Annotated in this window: 20 protein-coding genes and 1 pseudogene; 14 read left to right on the plus strand and 7 right to left on the minus strand. The window is 64.8% G+C overall.

The features are described 5' to 3' along the window. Positions 1–237 precede the first annotated feature (237 nt). The 3 genes from ACFXK0_RS26205 to ACFXK0_RS26215 are packed head-to-tail and all read left to right on the plus strand — an operon-like array spanning position 238 to position 2,857. Complete coding sequence (locus ACFXK0_RS26205) at positions 238–1,128, plus strand: metal ABC transporter solute-binding protein, Zn/Mn family (RefSeq protein ID WP_379413599.1); 891 nt, start codon at positions 238–240, stop codon at positions 1,126–1,128. An 11-nt stretch (positions 1,129–1,139) separates the two neighbouring features. Then, positions 1,140–1,976: a metal ABC transporter ATP-binding protein gene (locus ACFXK0_RS26210; RefSeq protein ID WP_379413520.1), complete on the plus strand. Its 837-nt coding sequence runs from the start codon at positions 1,140–1,142 to the stop codon at positions 1,974–1,976. Continuing rightward, positions 1,973–2,857 (plus strand): metal ABC transporter permease, encoded by an 885-nt coding sequence (locus tag ACFXK0_RS26215; RefSeq protein WP_379413601.1) that lies wholly within the window; start codon positions 1,973–1,975, stop codon positions 2,855–2,857. Before ACFXK0_RS26210 ends, ACFXK0_RS26215 begins: the two co-directional genes overlap by 4 nt. Here the strand turns inward: ACFXK0_RS26215 and ACFXK0_RS26220 are convergent. After that, complete coding sequence (locus ACFXK0_RS26220; RefSeq protein ID WP_379413521.1) at positions 2,854–3,870, minus strand: Rpn family recombination-promoting nuclease/putative transposase; 1,017 nt, start codon at positions 3,868–3,870, stop codon at positions 2,854–2,856. The two genes, ACFXK0_RS26215 and ACFXK0_RS26220, sit on opposite strands and share 4 nt — an antisense overlap. 758 nt (positions 3,871–4,628) lie before the next feature. On the opposite strand from ACFXK0_RS26220, the gene ACFXK0_RS26225 reads away from it, so the two are divergent. From ACFXK0_RS26225 to ACFXK0_RS26275, 11 genes and pseudogenes are all read left to right on the plus strand, one after another. Further along, entirely contained in the window at positions 4,629–5,411 is a 783-nt protein-coding gene (locus ACFXK0_RS26225; protein WP_379413523.1) for a hypothetical protein, read from the plus strand. Positions 5,412–5,479: 68 nt separating this feature from the next. After that, positions 5,480–6,091, plus strand: a complete 612-nt coding sequence (locus ACFXK0_RS26230) for a DUF3558 domain-containing protein (protein WP_379413524.1) — start codon at positions 5,480–5,482, stop codon at positions 6,089–6,091. A 42-nt stretch (positions 6,092–6,133) separates the two neighbouring features. Next, entirely contained in the window at positions 6,134–6,556 is a 423-nt protein-coding gene (locus ACFXK0_RS26235) for a hypothetical protein (protein WP_379413525.1), read from the plus strand. Further along, positions 6,556–7,788 carry a hypothetical protein gene (locus ACFXK0_RS26240; protein WP_379413526.1) on the plus strand — a complete coding sequence of 411 codons (1,233 nt, stop codon included), beginning with the start codon at positions 6,556–6,558 and terminating at the stop codon, positions 7,786–7,788. Before ACFXK0_RS26235 ends, ACFXK0_RS26240 begins: the two co-directional genes overlap by 1 nt. Next, a complete protein-coding gene (locus ACFXK0_RS26245; RefSeq protein WP_379413527.1) occupies positions 7,785–8,558 on the plus strand; it encodes an ESX secretion-associated protein EspG in 774 nt (257 codons plus the stop codon). Before ACFXK0_RS26240 ends, ACFXK0_RS26245 begins: the two co-directional genes overlap by 4 nt. Before the next feature lie 822 nt (positions 8,559–9,380). Continuing rightward, positions 9,381–9,710 (plus strand): hypothetical protein, encoded by a 330-nt coding sequence (locus ACFXK0_RS26250; protein ID WP_379413528.1) that lies wholly within the window; start codon positions 9,381–9,383, stop codon positions 9,708–9,710. A gap of 14 nt (positions 9,711–9,724) precedes the next feature. Further along, positions 9,725–10,504, plus strand: coding sequence for a hypothetical protein (locus ACFXK0_RS26255; protein WP_379413530.1), 780 nt, complete (start codon positions 9,725–9,727; stop codon positions 10,502–10,504). A gap of 28 nt (positions 10,505–10,532) precedes the next feature. Continuing rightward, positions 10,533–11,105: a hypothetical protein gene (locus tag ACFXK0_RS26260; protein ID WP_379413531.1), complete on the plus strand. Its 573-nt coding sequence runs from the start codon at positions 10,533–10,535 to the stop codon at positions 11,103–11,105. A 113-nt stretch (positions 11,106–11,218) separates the two neighbouring features. After that, positions 11,219–11,797, plus strand: coding sequence for a hypothetical protein (locus tag ACFXK0_RS26265; protein ID WP_379413532.1), 579 nt, complete (start codon positions 11,219–11,221; stop codon positions 11,795–11,797). A gap of 136 nt (positions 11,798–11,933) precedes the next feature. Next, positions 11,934–13,104 (plus strand): annotated as a pseudogene (locus ACFXK0_RS26270) (acyl-CoA dehydrogenase family protein). Between the two features lie 63 nt (positions 13,105–13,167). After that, positions 13,168–13,974: an enoyl-CoA hydratase/isomerase family protein gene (locus ACFXK0_RS26275; protein ID WP_379413534.1), complete on the plus strand. Its 807-nt coding sequence runs from the start codon at positions 13,168–13,170 to the stop codon at positions 13,972–13,974. On the opposite strand, the gene ACFXK0_RS26280 is transcribed toward ACFXK0_RS26275, so the two are convergent. The 6 genes from ACFXK0_RS26280 to carD all read right to left on the minus strand — a co-directional run bounded on the left by ACFXK0_RS26280 (position 13,975) and on the right by carD (position 18,724). Further along, positions 13,975–14,253 carry a DUF4190 domain-containing protein gene (locus ACFXK0_RS26280; RefSeq protein ID WP_379413536.1) on the minus strand — a complete coding sequence of 93 codons (279 nt, stop codon included), beginning with the start codon at positions 14,251–14,253 and terminating at the stop codon, positions 13,975–13,977. Between the two features lie 233 nt (positions 14,254–14,486). After that, positions 14,487–15,470 carry a 23S rRNA (guanosine(2251)-2'-O)-methyltransferase RlmB gene (gene rlmB, locus ACFXK0_RS26285; RefSeq protein WP_379413537.1) on the minus strand — a complete coding sequence of 328 codons (984 nt, stop codon included), beginning with the start codon at positions 15,468–15,470 and terminating at the stop codon, positions 14,487–14,489. Next, on the minus strand, positions 15,470–16,873 hold the full coding sequence (gene cysS, locus ACFXK0_RS26290) for a cysteine--tRNA ligase (RefSeq protein ID WP_379413538.1): 1,404 nt from the start codon (positions 16,871–16,873) through the stop codon (positions 15,470–15,472). The genes rlmB and cysS overlap by 1 nt, the downstream gene beginning before the upstream one ends. A 99-nt stretch (positions 16,874–16,972) precedes the next feature. Next, the gene (gene ispF, locus ACFXK0_RS26295) at positions 16,973–17,446 is read right to left on the minus strand and encodes a 2-C-methyl-D-erythritol 2,4-cyclodiphosphate synthase (RefSeq protein WP_379413539.1); all 474 of its coding nucleotides are present in this window, start codon (positions 17,444–17,446) and stop codon (positions 16,973–16,975) included. Further along, the gene (ispD, locus tag ACFXK0_RS26300) at positions 17,443–18,231 is read right to left on the minus strand and encodes a 2-C-methyl-D-erythritol 4-phosphate cytidylyltransferase (RefSeq protein WP_379413540.1); all 789 of its coding nucleotides are present in this window, start codon (positions 18,229–18,231) and stop codon (positions 17,443–17,445) included. Before ispD ends, ispF begins: the two co-directional genes overlap by 4 nt. 4 nt (positions 18,232–18,235) lie before the next feature. After that, on the minus strand, positions 18,236–18,724 hold the full coding sequence (carD, locus tag ACFXK0_RS26305) for an RNA polymerase-binding transcription factor CarD (RefSeq protein ID WP_019044685.1): 489 nt from the start codon (positions 18,722–18,724) through the stop codon (positions 18,236–18,238). Positions 18,725–18,924 lie beyond the last annotated feature (200 nt).

Genomic DNA, 18,924 nt, shown 5'->3' on the forward strand with positions numbered 1-18,924 from the left:
TGGTTCGGCGCCTTTTGTTAGGCGACTATGTACAAATAACCGGCGCCTAACCGGCGGCCCCCAGGGGCCGCGACCTCGAGCGCGCCAGCGCTCCAAAAACACAGCGTTCACCGTCCTGGGACGCCAAACAATCAATCCCCGCCATCAACCCCAACCCACACCTGCTAATCTAAAACGGTAACGGTTTCCATTATGATCTAGGGCACACGTGCCTCGATAACAAGCACGGCCAGGAGCATCCGCGTGACCTCTCGATTCGCCCGCCACTGCGCAGTCCTCACCGCAGGACTAGCCACCGCGGCCGCCCTCACCGCCTGCGGCTCCCCCACCGAAGACGACGGCACCGTCTCGATCGTCGCCTCCACCAACGTCTGGGGCTCAGTAGCAAGCGCCGTAGCAGGCCCAGACGCACAGGTCACCTCGATCATCAGCGACCCAGCCGCCGACCCACACTCCTTCGAAACCTCCGCCACCGACACCGCCAAGATCACCGACGCCGACCTGGTCGTATTCAACGGCGGCCACTACGACGAGTTCATCGAGAAGGCCATCGACGGCAAAGACAAACGCACCGTCGAAGCGTTCGAGCAGCGCACGGACAAGAACGACGACAACGAACACCTCTGGTACGACATCCCCACCGTCGCCGCCGTAGCCGACCAGATCGCCACCCAACTGGGCGAGGTCGACACCGCCCACGCCGCCGCGTACACCGAGCGCGCGACCACCTTCAAGAACCAGCTGATCGGCATCAGCACCATCACCGTCGCCATCGCCACCCAGCATCCGAACGCGCCGGTCGCCCAGTCCGAGCCGCTCGCGCACTACCTGCTGGTCGCCGCGACCGCGCAGGACAAGACCCCGCACGAGTTCCAGGAAGCCATCGAGCAGGAGACCGACCCGGCCCCCGCCGCCGTCGCCGCGACCCGCGATCTGATCAGCGAGAAGCAGGTCAAGGCCCTGATCTACAACATCCAGACCCAGGACAAGATCACCCAGGACCTGCGCGCGACCGCGCAGGCCGCGGGCATCCCGGTCGTCGAGGTGACCGAGACGCTGCCCGACGGCGTCGATTACGTCCAGTGGCAGACCGCCAACGCCAAGGCACTAGCCGCGGCCCTGCGCTGAGGACACCACCGATGACCGAGATCACCGTCGCCACGCCCGCGCGTTCCGAAACCGCCGAGGCGGCCATCCGGCTGCGCGCGGCGACGCTGTCCTTCGGTGATCGGACCCTGTGGCGCGATCTCGATCTCACCGTCGCCCCCGGCGAGTTCATCGCCGTGCTCGGCCCCAACGGCTCCGGCAAGACCTCGCTGCTGCGGATACTGCTCGGCAGGCTGGGGCTGACCTCCGGTGCCGCCGAGGTCGCGGGCAGGCAGGCCGGTGTCGGCAATCCGGCCATCGGCTATGTGCCACAGCAGAAGACGATCGACGCCGGCGTGCAGTTGCGCGGGGTCGACCTGGTCGGGCTCGGCGTCGACGGGCATCGATGGGGGCTGGGCTGGCGTGGCCGTCGCGAGCGGGCACGCAAGGTCGAGGCGGCCGTCGCCGCGGTCGGCGCGCAGCGTTTCGCGCATGCCCCGCTGGAGAGTCTGTCCGGTGGTGAACAGCAGCGGCTGCGGGTCGCGCAAGCGCTCGTCGGCGATCCCTCGGTGCTGCTGTGCGACGAGCCACTGATCGGTCTCGACCTGGCCAATCAGCGCCGGGTCGCCGAACTGGTCGACCAGCGCCGCCGCGAACACGACACCGCCGTGCTGTTCGTGACCCATGAGATCAATCCGATCCTGCCGCTGGTGGACCGGGTGCTGTACCTGGTCGACGGCGAATTCCGGATCGGCACACCCGCCGAGGTGATGACCTCGGCGACGCTTTCGGAGCTCTACGGCACCGAGGTCGAAGTGCTGCGGGTGCGCGACCGGCTCGTCGTCGTCGGCACCGGTGACGACATGGACGCGCTCGGCGGTACCGCCTGATGGACAAGCTCACCAAGGTGTTCGAGCAGATGTTCGCCTTCGGCACCACCGCCGATCTGCTCACCTACGACTTCGTGCAGCAGGCGCTGCTGGCGAGCGCGCTGCTCGGCCTGCTCGCCGGGCTGATCGGGCCGCTGATCGTGGCCAGGCAGATGTCGTTCGCGGTGCACGGCACCAGCGAGCTCTCGCTGACCGGCGCGTCGGCGGCCCTGCTGGCCGGCGTCGGCGTCGGGATCGGCGCGATCGCCGGTTCGGTGGTCGCGGCCGTATTGTTCGGCTGGCTCGGTTCCCGTGCGCGGGAACGAGATTCGGTGATCGCGGTAGTTCTCTCGTTCGGCCTCGGCCTGTCGGTGCTGTTCCTGTGGCTGGCCCCCGACCGCGCCGGTTCCAAGTTCTCCCTGCTCACCGGCCAGGTCGCCAGCGTCGGCTACGACGGCTTGGCCCTGCTGCTCACCTGCACCGCCGCCGTGCTGACCGTCCTCGCCGTGATCTACCGCCCCCTGCTGTTCGCCAGCGCCGACCCCGAAGTCGCGGTGGCCCGCGGCGTCCCCGTCCGCGCCCTCTCGGTCGTCTTCGCCGTCCTGCTCGGCATCACCGCCGCCTTCGGCGTCCAAATCGTCGGCGCCCTACTCGTCCTGGCCCTGCTCATCACCCCCGCCGCCGCGGCCGCCCAACTCACCTCGAGCCCCCTACGCGCCACCGTCCTATCGGTGCTCTTCGCCGAAATAGCCGCCGTCGGCGGCCTCCTACTCTCCCTGGCCCCCGGCGTCCCCGTCTCCACCTTCGTCACCGGCATCTCATTCACGATCTACCTGATCTGCCGCCTCATCGGCCACCGAAACCGCCGCGTGACCCCCGCCCGCCGAGTCCCAGCCCCCTAACCGTCGTCCCGCACGAGAACTTCCTCGATCGTCGTCGCGGTCAGGATCCGCTCGGTCCACCGGTCCAGCTCAGCAATGGACGCCGACCGAACCCGCGTGCTCACCGAGCCGGGAACATCACCGAACTTGCAACCGAGCAGCCGCAGCAACGAGTCAGCTTTGCCACGGACCTCACCACGCGCCTCACCGCGAACCTCACCGCGGGCTACGTTCTTGGCCACGAGCTTTTCCAGAGTGGTCACAACAGCCTCCCTCACCTGCGGTTCCAGCCGATCCAGCAACGGATCGAACCTCTCCGGCTCGACATCACTGACACAACCAATGTACGTCATGACAGCGGTCAGATACCCCTGTCCATTCGGACCGTGGTACATCGCCGCCAGGTCGTCGACCAGCGAATACAGGCTTTCGACGACGTCTTCGCGACTGGCCACCTGCAAAGCGCGCAACACCACCAGCGCCGCCGGTGTCAACGACCGCTTCCGCAACTCCACCAGATCCACCGCGCCGACATCATCAACGACATACCGCATCCGCGGCACCAGATCGCCCAGCGACTCACGCAGCTCCGCCGACAGCGCGAACAGCTCCGAAAGATCCGTCGCCGCCCTCCACCGCCGCCCCTTCGGATGCGCGTACACCACCAACGGCACGATCATCGGCAACACCTCGGACTCCGCGTTGTCCCGCAGATACTGCCGCCAGATGTTGACCATGTACTCGGTCAACCGCAATGCCATCCACCTGTCCGACCGACTCTGATGCTCGATCAGGCAGTAGATGAACGCCAGACGCCCATCGACCCGCACCGAGAACAGCAGATCTCCGTACCGAGACTTCAGATGGTCCGATACAAACCCGGACGGCATCAGCGTCAACGTCGACCAATCCACCTGCGCGACAAATGCTTCGGGGAGCAGCGCGCGCAACTCCGATGCCGCGTTCTCCGGCGATCCGAAAAAGTGGCGGCACACCGCGTCGTGCGGACTGCCCGGTTCCCCTTCCATAGCCATACCGCATATATACACGATTTTCGGGAAAGTTGCTGCGTTCCAACAGATCCGGCCGCGCAGCTGGAGTGACACCCGGCCGCCTCCACATTTCCATCGCCAGCTCTGTTGCCGACCAATAGCTTTGGGGTGTAGCGTCGCCCACATAGTTCGGCCCCCGGGAGTGCTGTAACACTCTCCGAGGGCCTGGGTACGAAGCAGCATGCACCTGTTCGCACCGTGGGGAACACCCTACCTTGCGACACCTCGGCGCCTTCATTGCCGAGTAGTCATCCCGGAGCCAACGCTCCTGCGCCAGCCATCACTGTCTACGTTTCGCCATCTCAACCGACGAATCGGCCGACCAGTGAACGCCCACCGCGGTCGAGATGACCCCCGCTGCCTCTCCCCAGGCCCCCGGCGGCCCGCTAACGGTCGTCATCGACGAGCCCGACCAGGGGCGCTCCATCCCCGAACCCCAGCCGTCTGCGAGTACCACTGTCGTACGCCTCGCACGTACGCACCGTGTCGGCCGGGGAGTGCACACCTTCGACACGGTCCAACCAAGCCACGCGTCATTTCGACGCGGGGCCAGAAGTGTTGGCCGAGAGGGTCTATCGGGGCATGGTGATCGGGAGTTCCGGGGCAGGGGGTTTCGACACCGGCACACTTGTGTGCTCCGATCGGTTCAATCAGCGCCGCAGGCATCCGATTCGATCAGGTTTCACGGGTTGGTCGAGACCGTCCGTGGCACTGAACAGACAGCCTGTCATGATGACGGAATGGGAGGGGAGAACCAACGGCACGTCGATCCACGTATCCGAGCATTGACGCCCGAGCAGGTCGGCATCGACTTCCGTGAGAAGTACTGCCGCCCCGACGTGGATACCGACACCGTCATCGCCCAGCTGCGGGTGTGGAACACATATCTGGATCAACGTGCCGGACAACCAGTTCCCGCAGATCCTGAACAACAGTGGTTGATCGGCACCGCCCTACACATCACCCGCTGGCTGCAACAGGAACTATCGGATCGCACCGAATGGTTGAGGGCGCGCGAGCGTGCCGCCCAGCAGGTCGGGCAACGGCTAGCAACGATGCTCCGCACCCTCGGCGCCGCGATCAGCTTCATGGTCGACAACGCCGACGCGCTGGCCACACTCGCCGAAACCCTTGTTGCCGAAGGTTTCGACATGACACCGACCGGCATGATCGCGCTGCCCGACCACCCGCGCGATGCCGATCCCGAAACCGTCGAACGCCGACGGATCGAACTGTTGTCCACGCTCGTCCACCTCGTCCGCGAACGGGACACCGTCCAAGCCGAAGCCATCGCACAGATGCGCGCCGAACTCGGCGCCGGCGACACCGGCATCCCGTCGATCATCTCCGAATCCCAACGCTTCGGCATCGACCTGATCGCCCCCTTCCGCCAGCTCACCACCAACATGCCACCATCACCCCTACTCACCGCAATGGAACAGTTCATCAGCGACGCCGAACTCGCCCAGCACCTGATCGACGACCCCGACTCCGAGATCGACCTCTACCGCGCCTTCACCTGACCGCACCCGCCCGCGAGGCTTGACCCCCCCCCCGATGAAATTGATAGCTTCGTGCGGCATCAGCCCGGGTGGGGCTGCATACCGAAGGGCTACGGGTGGGGGCGGCGACGACACGCGGGGGCGGGCTCATCGCGCTGATCGGTGCGGTATTGATGGTCGCCGCGTGCGGACCATCCGAGGACGAACCAGCTCCGGCCAACACCTCGCCGACCTACGCCGCGGACGTACCCACCGGGTTCGATCCGTGCACACAGATCCCCGATGAGGTGATCAAGTCCGAGAATCTGGTGTCGACCGGAGAGTCGACGCTGGGCGGACCAGGGCGGCCGTACTGGCGTGGCTGCGGATGGGTCTACAAGGGTGGACGCGGTTACGGCACCTCCATACGCACCACGAATCTCACGCTCGAGATGATCCGGGCGCGCAACTTCACCGACGCTGAGGAGTTTGTCGTCTCGGGCGACCGTCAGGCGATCGTCTCGCGGCAGGGAACAAGCGATCCCGCTGTACCGGAGCTGGACGACAGCTGCACGGCGAATATCCATTTGGACGGCGGCAGCCTCGATATCGCGGTCAGCAACCCGAAGAAGTCATCGCCGGCGACCGCGCATATCCCCGCCTGCACTATCGCACGCACGCTGGCCGAGAAGATCGCGCCGAGCATCCCCGCCGGAGCCTGACCAGCCAACTGAACACCGGATCGACGCAAGGGGGAAGACTCGATGGCCGACACACCGCTGGGCCCGCTGATCACCGAAGCCAAGAACGGCAGCCTCACCGTCCGCATGGACCCCGAAGAGTTCGCCAAAATCGAATACGAATGCGCGGCTTTCCAGGCCACGATCAAACAGATCCAGACGAAGATCGATGATGTATCCAAGCTTCAGACCTGGGGTTTCGGCGACCACGCTGGCTCGCAGCTCACCTCCGCGACGACGATGGCCGAGCGGTTCCGGAAGAAGTCGAAAGGCCAGGAAGACGGCAACGACTTCCACACCGTCCTACAAGAACACTGGGACGCCGTCGAGGACATCCGCCTACTCCACGTAGCAATCCGCGACCGCTACATCGCCGAGGACGAATCCTTCGCCGCCCGCTTCACCGCCGAAACCGAACGCCTGGACCAACTCCCAGGAGGCCACTGATGGCCGGCACCGAAGGCGCGAAGATCCCCCCGAACACCGAACGCCCCAAAGGCCTACGGCACAACGAGATCCTCGACCGCTTCACCCCCGTCAACAGCGACCCCGCCTACGACGCCGCCGCCGTCTACTGGCAAGCCAAAACCGACTGGACCATCGGCCTGGAAACCTTCCGCACCCGCATGAACACCGCCATCGCCCAAGCCTGGGAAGGCAACGCCGCCGAAGCCTCCAAAACCGCCATCAACACCTACACCACCAAAGCCGACACCCTCACCGGCACCTTCGAAACCGTCGCCCGCCTCATCACCGACTCCGCAGGCTCAGCCGTCAACACCAAATCAGCACTCCCCGAACGCAAACCAGACCCCGACATCTGGGACATCAACGACCGCTGGATCAACAACGACGACTTCGAACGCGAACGCGCCGACGACGAAGAAACCGCCCAAGCCGTCATGACCGCCTCCTACGTCAACCCATTCGCAACCATCGACAACGGCCTACCCGTCCTGGACCACCCCACCAGCCTCGTCGACGACTCCTTCGTCCCCACCGGCGGCGGCGACGATGACGACGACACCGGTGGTGGTGGCGGCACACCCGACCAGAACACCGACGACGAAGACGACGACACCACCGGCGACGACACCACCCCGGAAGACACCACCGCCGACGACACCACCCCGGAAGACACCACCGCCGACGACACCACCCCGGAAGACACCACCGACGACGGCGACGACGACGAGACCGCCGACGATGACGATGACACCGGCGACGACACCACCGACGACAACAGTGACGGCGACACCAACCCGTCGAGCACCCAACCCGCCGGAACGACCCCGGCCACAACCCCCGACACCAAACCGACCACACCTAGCTCCCCCGGCAGCCCCGGCGGCGGCACCCCGGCCGCCACCCCCGGAACCACCATCAACCCAGGCCGCGTAACGCCGGGCATGCCCACCCTCACCACCCCCACGGCCAGCGTCGCCGCCGGGGCCACCGCCGGCGCTACCGGTCGCGGCATGATGTCACCGGGCATGATGGGCGGCGCAGGCGGGGCCCGCGGCAACGACAACGAATCGACCCGCGAGACTCCGGAATACTTGATCAACGAAGAGAACGCTCGCGAACTCATCGGTGATGTCCCCAATACGCCGCCTCAAGCGCTTGGCGCCCACTTCCCTTCCGCTCAAACCCGGCAGGCAGAAGGCGAGACGACGTGACTTCCTGGACCCTCGACCCCGACGACTTCGCCGTCCACTGGTACAGCGACGCCGTCGACCGCTTCCCTCGCCCACTCCACTACCTCTCCCGCTTCATGTACCAAGAAGATTTCGACAACCACCGCAACACACTCCTCGACAGCTGTAGCCGCTTGGACCTCGACAGCATCCGAGCCACGCTCGACGTCGCAACAACCGCGACCTGGCGCATCGAAATCTCTGGCAGCACCACAAAAACCCGCGACAACACCACGGCTGAATACCGAATCCATGCAACCCACAACGGCTTCCAGTCTGTTGTCCTGGACCAGATCATCCGCAATGGCAACGACGGACCCATTTCCGTCCATGTCGGACGCGCAGAATCCCTACCGCAACGCCTGATCAGCTACCTCCCCAAGCAGGCACCCGGGACTCTACCCGCTACCAGCTTCGCCACCCGCGATATCACACCACGCCACGATACGTACCTCGAAGACGTCGCGTACAATTCCCCCAACGAGCGCTACCGCCGATTCATCAACCGTCCCTCACATGGCGGCGGCTCAGCTGCTCTCTATCGCGGCAGCATCCTCGACCGTTCCACACCACAGCATTCCCTCGAATGGCGAGACTTCACCGACGACGGCCGTTACACAATGACCCGGGATCCGCACGAGGTCACCTTCAGCCCAGCAAGCATGAGCTCCCAAGGGGCCACGATCAGCAAATGGATCACATCCGAAGCCCGATTTAACGGATCGAATGACAACGAGTGGCCGCAGTGCTGAGACCGGCAATCCTATCGCGCATCATTTACCGCAATGGAGGATCCTCGTGACCAATAACGGATGGTACAACCATTACGACAATGATGACTATTGGGACGATGAGCCTCTGGAGGTAAAGCCCAAGGCCTCCCCCCATTCGACACCTGAAATTCACGCTGCCATGGACGGTCCGTCCGGACCTCGATCCGCAGCATTATATGGAACGACGCGACCACCAGCGCAGCGCACCACACCGGGGCAATCACCTACAAATCCGTTTCAGAAATCATCGTTGGTAGAGGTAAGGCTGACTCAGGACCGGCTTCCGACCGAAATTTTCGTAAGTCGTTCGTGGAAGACCCATTTCGATCCTATCGAATACGCAAGGTCGATCATGGATGCTTACAATTACGCCGTATTCGATCTGGCTATTAAAGTAATCGAGTCGGGAGTGGCCCCACCATCGTCGGTGCCAACTCTCAGAGAAGCAGCCCCACTTCTACTACAGACGCGTACTTACGATCAGTACAGGGATCTCCACACCCGGATATTCCGACTGCCAGTCTATAAGTACTACGGTTCCGGATCAAATGAGTTCGGCACTCCGGGTGTCGCCGTATCTGCCACACACTCACGGCTTGTAGCGATAGATATAGACCCACTGTGGGCGATCAATGGCACGAACGCCGACTACATTGCAACCGATGTCGTCGAGTGTTGTACCCGCGCCCGAATGTCGAAGCCCCAGCTAGTTCACGATGCATATCTCGACCGCGAGACCGACCAGGAACTAGCTGCCCGGCTGGTTCTTCACGAAAAGCAGCTATTGAGGAGTACGGACTAATGGGTGATAACCTGAAGGCGGAACTCGACGTGCTCGAGTTGGTCTCTAGAACATGGCTAACAGAGGTGGCTCCGGGCTTGCGGCAGGCCGCAGCGTCGATTGACCCACTAAAGTACACCGAAGTTCAATTCGGCACAATGTTCAATGGCGCGTGGAGTGCCTATTCGAAAGCTGCAGCTTATGTCCAGGATCGATTGAACGAGGGCGCGCCGGCTGCCGAGCAGCTCGGAAATGCACTCCATCAGGCAGTGGTCAGCTTCGGCGCACAGCAGGACGAACAGGCCGCAGCAACAAATAATATCGCTGGCGAGATCGGACTTCCGAATTGAGTCCCTATCCCGAGTTGACCGAACAGACCTTGACTTCAATTCGCATGGAGTTCAAGAGCAAGGTCGATGAGCTCGACGACATCCCGGACATGATTAATAATGCGTACGATAAGCTAAAGATCATATCCCTGGCATCTTACTGGTTTTATTCGGATAAGAGAGATGAAATCCAGGAGAAGCTGAAGGAAGTCATAGCCGAGATAAAGAAAGCCGTCGAAGGGATGTTCGCACCCTGGCTGTTCGTGGACTATGCTTCAAAGTGGCAACAAGTCGGAGCTGCCGTCAGCAAGGTGTACGGTATTCAGAATCGTGAGTCCAACAATCTGGAGGGGAACTGGGATGGAGACGCGTACAAATCATTCAAAGATTCCCGAGGTTTTCAAGCGACGGCGATGAATACAATTCAAGAGCTTTGCGAGAAGATCCATACGCAGCTTCTGATAATCGCTGAAGAGGGTAGGAATTTTTATAAGTCGGCAATCGACAACTTGGCGACCATCATCTCCGATGCCGGTACTTTTGCTGGAGAAGCGGCCACGACAGCCGGGGCCTCTGTTCCTTTCACGGTCGGAACCTTGAATAACGCCATCACCGCTACAGTGGAATTGACGGTTCAGGCAATCACCGACTTTGCCGAGGTTCAAACCAAAGTATGGATTGCTTCCAACGAACTGGAAAATATGATCAAGAGTCCCAAGGGCTTGGCTGTCAACGATGCAGGAAATGATGCGTGGCCGGGTCCGAACACGATCGAATACGACAATAAGGAAGACGGTTGGAAGTGGAACTCTTGAACCTGACCGACGACCTAGCCCTCTTGTCATGACGCGCGTCACCCCACGCTATTCCACACGGCGGCATTACCTGACAGGAGTAACCGTCCTGCTGGTTGCAGCGCTGTCGGCAGCCAGCGGATGCGGGCCAGAAGAGTCACCAGGAAACGGCGATGGAGGGGGTTCCTATTCACCTACAACCACTGTTATTGCCGCTGCGGATTGTTTCGAGCCCGTGATGCTCGGATCAGAAAACATAGACGAAAAGCGTATAACTGCGAAAATTAAAGAACTTCCGTTGCCGGCAGGTGCATGTTTCAGCGCAGTAGACGTATTGCCCCTGAAAGATAACCCCAATGAATTCACGGTGTATGTCGACCTTCGACTCCAGGGTTCGACTTCACCCGACGATTTGAGACCTGCCGCCACCGAAATTGCCCATTTCATCAAGACCGAGGACATAGGCGAGCGCACGGCAAGCTTGCGCGTGACAAATTGGGGTGCAAGCAGTCGGCTCTATGAATCGTATCTGATCGACGACAATTTCCAAGACCACCCGTGGGACGGCACGCCGTCTCACGGCGCCGAGTTGGCTATATGGGAGATCCACGAACAAGCGTGACTGTGGAAGGTGTGTCCGGGCTGATAACTTCTTGAAGTGGCTGGCATTGATCAACCATCCGGCAGCACAGTCGTCAACGAACGGTAGAGACCATTGGCCGATGTCAGTATCGGGTGGATTTGATCAACGATCCGATGATTGGAACCTTTCCAGTGAAGACGACTAAAAGGCGTGGATTAGAAATCTCATTCGCGACCATCGCACTACTCGCACTTGTCGGGTGTTCGGCGAGCACCCCCAGTCCCTCTACTGACTCGACTACCCGAGTCGGCACGCCAACTGCTGCTGCAGCCAAGTGTGTCACAATCGCGCCCGCCGTACCCTACAGCGCCGATGAACGACAGGTAGCAGATATCATCAGAAATGTCAGCTTGCCCGCCGACACCTGCTTGTTCGGCATCGATGTAAAAGATGTAGCAGACCAATCGGGAATGATTGGAATCCGGATAGATCTGACCGTTCAAGGGTCCACCGATCCAGCCGATCTCAGGCCGTCTGCAACCGATATCGCGCACGCGCTGAAGCGCGCGGATATCGCGGAAAGAACTGCAGAATTATCGGTCACCAATTGGGGCTTCCCCAAACCACCATATATGGACTTTCTCAACGACGAACACTTTCGTGACAACCCATGGGATGGAACCCCATCACGAGAGGAAGAAATGGCAAGATGGGAGGTTTTAAGCGTGTGACGGAGCCCTTGTGCTCCAGATCTGATCCACCGGAACAAGCCATTTCAATCGGCGATCAACGACCAACTCAGCCAGGCTTCCCGCCATCGATCCGAAATGCGGGTAGAGGCGGGGCCGGGCGGGCAGAATGGGCGGCATGGTCGACTTCACCGTGCCCGAGGGGCTCAGTGCGTTGCGGGATCGGGTGCGGGCGTTCGTGGTCGAGAAGGTGGTGCCGTTCGAGCGGGATTCGCGGGTGACTCAGCATGGGCCTACCGACGAGCTGCGGGCCGAGCTGGTCGCGCTGGCGCGTAAGGAACGGCTGCTCACCGTGCAGGCGGCGGTGGAGTTCGGCGGGCTCGGGTTGAGTCATGTCGAGCAGGCCGTGGTGTACGAGGCGGCGGGGTGGTCGACGTTGGGGCCGGTGGCGATGAATTGTGCCGCGCCGGATGAGGGGAACATGTTTCTGCTCGGGAAGATCGCCGAAGCGGAGCAGGTGGAGCGGTATCTGATGCCGTTGATCCGGGGTGAGCAGCGGTCGGTGTTCGCGATGACCGAGCCGGACGGGGCGGGGTCGGATCCGGGGCAGTTGCGGACCGCGGCGGTGTTCGACGGGGAGAACTTCGTGATCAACGGGCGCAAGTGGCTGATCACGGGGGCCGACGGGGCCAGGACCTGGATCATCATGGCCGACCTCGCCGAGAACCCGCACCTGCCGTCGGGGCCGACGCTGTTCGTCACCGACGGTGCCACCGAGGGCATCGTCATCGAACGGGTCATGAACACGATGGACCGCAACTATGTCGGCGGGCACGCGGTGGTGCGGTTCGAGAATCTCACGCTGCCCGCTTCGGCGGTGCTCGGGCGCACCGGACAGGCCCTGCGCTATGCCCAGCTGCGCCTGGCGCCGGCCCGGCTCACCCACTGCATGCGCGCTCGGCGCGGCCGAACGCGCGCAGAGCATCGCGCTAGAGCACGCGCGCACCCGCACCGCCTTCGGTAAACCGATCGGCGAACACGAAGGCGTGTCGTTCATGCTCGTCGACAATGCGGTCGCGCTGCATCAGTGCCGGTTGACGATCTGGCACAGCTGCTGGCTGATGGATCAGGGGCAGCAGGCCAGGCACGAATCGTCGATGGCCAAGTCGTATGTGTCCGAGGAGCTGTTCAAGGTCACCGACCGCTGCGTGCAGGTGCTGGGCGGGATCGGGATCAGCGACGAGACGGTGGTCGAGATGCTGTTCCGGGACATGCGCGCGTTCCGGCTCTACGACGGGCCGACCGAAGTGCACAAATACGCGATCGGGCGGCACCTGCTGCGCGAGTGACGCGGCGACGGGGACCACACGGTCTCCGGCCGCTGAGATCGGGCCGCTAGTACCATCCATCCCATGAGTTCGGAACTGCTCGTCGACGTCGCCGGCGGCGTCGCCGTGCTCACGCTCAACCGGCCGGCCCAGCAGAATGCCGTCACCCCGGCGATGGCCGCCGAGCTGAGCGCCGCGCTACGCCGCTGCGACGCCGAGGACGCCATCCGCGCCGTCGTCATCACCGGCACCGCTCCCGCGTTCTGCGCCGGGGCCGACCTGTCCGCGCGGGCGGGCGAGGCCAGCGCCACCCTCGATCCGCCGCCCTGGCAGGTCCGGAAACCGGTGATCGCCGCGGTGAACGGCCACGCGGTCGGCGTCGGACTCGCGCTGGCTCTGCAGTGCGACCTGCGGTACTTCGCGCGCGACGCGGTCTACGGGTTGAGCCAGGTGCGTCGCGGCGTACTCGCCGACGGTTACGCGCACTGGACGGTGCCGCGACTGGCCGGGCTCGCCAACGCCGCCGACATCATGCTGACCGGCCGCACCTTCGACGGTGACGAGGCCAAGTCGATGGGCCTGGCCAATGCCAGCCTGCCCGCGGGCGAGGTGCTGCCCACCGCCATGTCGGTGGCCCACGACATCGCCGGTGGACCCGCGCCGCTGCCGGTCGCGCTGTCCAAGCGGCTGATCTGGGAGAGCCTTGGCATGACCCCGGCCGTGGTCGGCCAGCTCGAATCCGAGCTCAACGCGCACGTGGCCAAGAGTGTCGACGGTGGCGAGGCGATGGCCGCGTTCCGGGAACGCCGTCAGCCGCACTGGACCGGCAGCATCAGCGCCGAATGGCCGGTCTGGGACGCGGGCCCCGAACGCCCCGGCCTGGCGGACTGACTAGAAGTTCCCGTTACAGGTACCGGCCAGGTACAGCAGCGCGATCAGGATCATCATGATGGTGCCGATGATGCCGGCGATCAACCCGATCAGCACCTGCGAGCGCCCACTGAGCGCACCGTAGGAGCTGTCGATCTCGTTGAGCGCCCGCCTGCCGAGTACCCACGCGACCGGCCCGAAGATCCCGCAGCAGAACGGGCTGAGCAGCCCGAGCACGAGGATCAGGTTCGCCTGCGGGTGCTCGACCGTCTCGCCGATCGGCTGATTGGGAATGGCCACGCATCGAATTCTACTGTGTCGGAGGGCCGCTGACGCTGTACTGCGTAGCGCAACCGTGAGTCGGTCGCCTACCGCACTACCAGCCCCGCACCCGCGACCCCGAGGAGCGGCGGCGCGTAGCGCCGGTCGCGGCCGGGTCGCCGGTCAGCGCTCGAAGCGCATGCGCCGCAGGCGCGAGTCTCGAGCGCTGACCGGCGACCCTGGCGGGGCCGCGACCTCGAGCGCGCCAGCGCTCAGATAACTCTGCGCTGTCGGGCGATGTCGGCGAGGACGACACCGGCCGCGACCGAAGCGTTCAAGGACTCGACCGGACCGGCCATCGGGATGCTCAGGATCGAGTCGCAGTTCTCGCGCACCAGCCGCGACAGGCCCTTGCCCTCGGATCCGACCACGACCACTGTCGGCACGCTGCCATCGAATTCGTCGAGCGGGGTGTCGCCGCCCGCGTCGAGGCCGACGATCTGGAAGCCCTGCGAAGCCCAGTCCTTCAGCGTGCGGGTCAGGTTGGTGGCGCGGGCGACGGGCAGCCGGGCCGCCGCGCCCGCGCTGGTACGCCACGCCACCGCGGTGACGCTGGCACTGCGACGCTGCGGGATGACCACGCCCTGACCGCCGAACGCGGCCACCGAGCGGATGACCGCGCCGAGGTTGCGCGGGTCGGAGATGTTGTCCAGCGCCACCAGCAGACCCGGCTCGCCAGAGGTCTTCACCCGGTCCATCAGGTCGTCGGGGTGGGCGTAGCGGTACGGCGGCACCTGCAGGGCCACGCCCTGATGCAAGCCGTTGGCGCTGAGCCGGTCCAGATCGGTGCGCGGCACCTCGAGGATCGAGATCCCCAGGTCGGCGGCGCGCTGCACGCTCTCGGAGAGGCGGTCGTCGTTCTCGGTGCCGACCGCCACGTAGAGCGCGGTAGCGGGCACGTCGGCCCGCAGGCACTCGAGCACGGGGTTGCGTCCGAGCACCAGCTCGGGGCCGTCGTCGGACTTGCGGCCCGCGCGCGGCACACCGGACTTACCGGTCGGACGACCCTGTGCCGCTTTGGCTTTGGCGGCCGCGGCCGCGCGTTTGGCGGCGGGATGCTTGGTGCGGGCCTCCGCGGGCGGGGTCGCGCCCCGGCCCTCGAGGCCGCGACGGCGCTTGCCGCCGGAACCGACGACGGCGCCCTTCTTGCTGCCGCCCTTCCTGATCGCTCCGCGTCGCTGTGAATTGCCTGCCATCAGTTCGCCTTTCCGCTAGATGCGCCCAGCGACCATTCCGGCCCCTGCGGGGTATCGGTGACATCGATACCCGCCGCGATGAGCCGATCCCGTGCGGCATCGGCTTCAGCCCAGTTCTTCTCCGCCCGCGCGCTCGCCCGGCGGTCCAGCTCGGAGCGGACCAGCACGTCGAGGGCCTCGAACGCCGCCGAGTTGTCGGCGGGGGTGTACCACTTGGCGTCGAGCGGGTCGGCGCCGAGGATCCCCAGCATCGCGCGGACCTGACCGGCCAGCTCGATCGCGGTCTCGTAGGCGCCCGACTCGAGTGCCCGGTTGCCCTCGTGCACCACGTGGTGGATTTCGGCGAGGGCCTTCGGAATCGCCAGATCGTCGTCGAGCGCGGCGGCGAAACCGTCGGTCCATTTGCCGACCGGCACGTCACCGGTCCGGTCCAGCACCCGCTGCACGAACGCCTCGATGCGCTGATAGGAAGCGACCGCGTCGTCGAGCGCCTTGTCGGAGTATTCGAGCATCGAACGGTAATGCGCGCTGCCCAGATAGAAACGCAATTCGACCGGGCGCACGCGCGCGAGCACATTCGGCACCGCGAGCACATTGCCGAGCGACTTCGACATTTTCTCGCCGCCCATGGTCACCCAGCCGTTGTGCAGCCAGTAACGCGCGAAACCGTCACCGGCGGCCTTCGACTGCGCGATCTCGTTCTCGTGGTGCGGGAAAATCAAATCCATTCCACCGCAATGGATATCGAATTCCGCACCGAGGTAGAACTCGGCCATCGCGGAGCATTCCAGATGCCAGCCGGGACGGCCGGGGCCCCACGGCGACGGCCAGCTCGGCTCACCGGGCTTGGCCGACTTCCACAGCGTGAAATCGCGCGGATCGCGCTTGCCGCGGGTGGGGGTCTCGCCCTGGTGCACGTCGTCGAGTTTGTGCCCGGACAGCTCACCGTAATTCGGCCAGCTCAGCACATCGAAGTAGACGTCGCCCTCGGCGGCATAGGCGTGCCCACGCTCGATCAGCCGCTCCATCAGCCCGACCATCTGGGTAACGTGGCCGGTCGCGCGCGGTTCGGCCGAGGGCGGCAGCACGCCGAGCGCCTCGTAGGCGGCGTCGAAGGCGCGCTCGTGGGTGGCGGCCCATTCCCACCACGGCCTGCCCGCCTCGGCGGCCTTGTTCAGGATCTTGTCGTCGATATCGGTGACATTGCGGATGAACCACACGTCGTAGTCGTGCGCGAGCAACCAGCGGCGCAGCACGTCGAAGGCGACGCCGCTGCGGACATGACCGATATGGGGCTGACCCTGCACGGTGGCCCCACACAGATACACCGAGGCACGGCCGGGGACCAGCGGGGTGAATTCCCGCAGGGTCCGCGTGTCGGTGTCAAAAAGGCGCAAGGTCACGGCGTTCGATCCTAGTCGGTGGGATGGGCGTGCGATTGACCGGCCGGTGCGTGCCGGGCGGGTCGAGCAGCGAGCGTTACGGCGAAGGCGTCCGGCCCGTCAGGGCTGCGGACACTCCGCCAGCAGACAGGTGGCGATGGCGGCGACACCTTCACCGCGACCGGTCAGACCTAGGCCGTCGGTGGTGGTGCCGGACACCGAAACGGGTGCGTCGAGTAATTCGCCCAGAACCTTCTGCGCCTCGGCGCGGCGCGGGCCGATCTTCGGGCGATTGCCGATGACCTGCACCGCGGCGTTGACGACGATGAAGCCTTCGTCGAGGAGCAGCCGGCGGACCTCGGTCAGCATGGCGGCGCCGGTGACCCCGGCCCATTCCGGGCGGCCGACGCCGAAGACCGCGCCGACGTCGCCGAGACCGGCGGCGGAGAGCAGGGCGTCGCACAGGGCATGCGCGGCGACATCACCGTCGGAGTGGCCCGCGCACCCGTCGGCATCGGGGAACAGCAGACCGGCCATCCAGCAGGGACGACCGGGCTCGATGGGGTGCACGTCGCTGCCGATGCCGACTCTCATCGCGCGACCGCCTGGTCGGGGTGATTCGCGGCGGTGGGCACCTCGGCGTCGGCCGGGCGCTCGGTGGCGGTGGCGAGGTCGCGCGCGCCGGGTGCTCGATCGGCGCACAGCGCATCGGCCAGACGCAGGTCGAGGGGGGTGGTGATCTTGAAGGCGAGCGGGTCACCGGCGACGGTGCGCACGGCGACGCCGAGGCGTTCGACCAGGGCAGCGTCATCGGTCGCGCCGACCTCGGTGGCATAGGCACGGCGCAGCAGGTCGGCGGCGAAGCCCTGAGGGGTCTGGATGGCGCGCAGGTGGGCGCGGTCGGGGGTGCCGGTCACCACGCCGGCGTCGTCGACCGCTTTCACGGTGTCGACGACCGGCAGGGCCGGGACGACGGCGGGACTGCCCGCGTGTAGCTCGGCGGCCACCCGCGCGATCAGCTCCGGTGGGGTGAGCGCGCGTGCGGCGTCGTGCACGAGATAGCACGCGGCATCGGGTGCGGCCGCGATGCCCGCGCGGACCGAATCGGTGCGCTCGGCGCCGCCGACCACGACCTGCACCGGCACAGGGGGCATCGAACCGCCGGGGAGTGAGGTGGTGGACAGCAGAGCGGACGCGGCATCGACCAGCTCGGCGGGCACGACAACAACCACCCGGTGCACCGCACCGGAGGCGATCAGCCCGTCGACGGCCAGCCGGACCATAGGTGTGCCGCCGACCGGGACGAACGCCTTCGGGGTGGATTCACCCAGGCGCACGCCACGACCGGCGGCAGGGACCAGTGCTACGACAGGTCGCACGTTCCTAGGAAGCCGCGGCGAGGACCTCGTCGAGCAGCGATTCGGCCTTGCCGTCGTCGGTGCCCTCAGCGAGCGCGAGCTCACCGACGAGGATCTGGCGGGCCTTGGCCAGCATGCGCTTCTCACCCGCGGACAGGCCGCGGTCCTGCTCACGACGCCACAGGTCACGCACGACCTCGGCCACCTTGTTCACATCGCCGGAGGCGAGCTTCTCGAGGTTGGCCTTGTAACGGCGGGACCAGTTGGTCGGCTCCTCCGTGTGTGGCGCGCGCAGCACCTGGAAGACGCGGTCGAGACCCTCCTGGCCGACGACGTCGCGGACGCCGACATATTCGGCGTTCTCCGCGGGAACCCGAACGGTCAGATCGCCTTGCGCGACCTTCAGGACCAGATACTCTTTCTGCACACCCTTGATGGTGCGGGTCTCGATTGCTTCGATCAGCGCCGCTCCGTGGTGGGGGTAAACGACGGTGTCTCCGACCTTAAAAATCATGTGTCCCGTGCCCCTTTCGATGTTCACAGTTTAACATGCGACTCGATAACGGCGCGATCAACTGTGCAGGTCAGGGCCACAACGAGGGCATCGTAGGGGTTGACAAGAAAGATTCGGTGTGCATTGCGTTGTGCCAGAACGGGTTAACCGCCAGCACAGCGAGCGATATCCGCGCGCCGCGCACCCGGCATCGCCGCGGC

The sequence above is a fragment of the Nocardia sp. NPDC059177 genome, assembly GCF_042755165.1.
Lineage (GTDB): Bacteria > Actinomycetota > Actinomycetes > Mycobacteriales > Mycobacteriaceae > Nocardia.